Consider the following 255-nt stretch of genomic DNA (forward strand, 5'->3'; position numbering starts at 1 on the left):
TTATATCTGTGTGTAGTGAGGTTACTATGTCATTCGGTCAGCCTTGTGATGAGTTTCCCCTGAGTTCGCTGCCTCCACTCATTCGTGATGCCGTTATTGAAGCTCAGCAAATTACGCAGGCTCCCCTTGGGCTTGTGGCAGCGTCTGCCCTGGGCGCTGTTTCACTTGTCTGCCAGAATCTGATTGATGTCTGCAGACTGAATACACTGCGGGGGCCGGTCTCTCTTTTTTTCCTGACGCTTGCCGAGTCCGGAG

At 52.5% G+C, this 255-nt stretch carries 1 protein-coding gene; it reads left to right on the top strand.

The window, feature by feature from the left end:
• Positions 1-26: 26 nt before the first annotated feature.
• Positions 27-255, top strand: a 229-nt coding sequence (locus tag E0D98_RS27110; RefSeq protein ID WP_131891729.1) for a DUF3987 domain-containing protein, incomplete at its 3' end; no start/stop codon positions are given.

Origin of the sequence: Escherichia sp. KCJ4928, assembly GCF_004352695.1 — a bacterium.
GTDB lineage: Bacteria > Pseudomonadota > Gammaproteobacteria > Enterobacterales > Enterobacteriaceae > ECMA0423.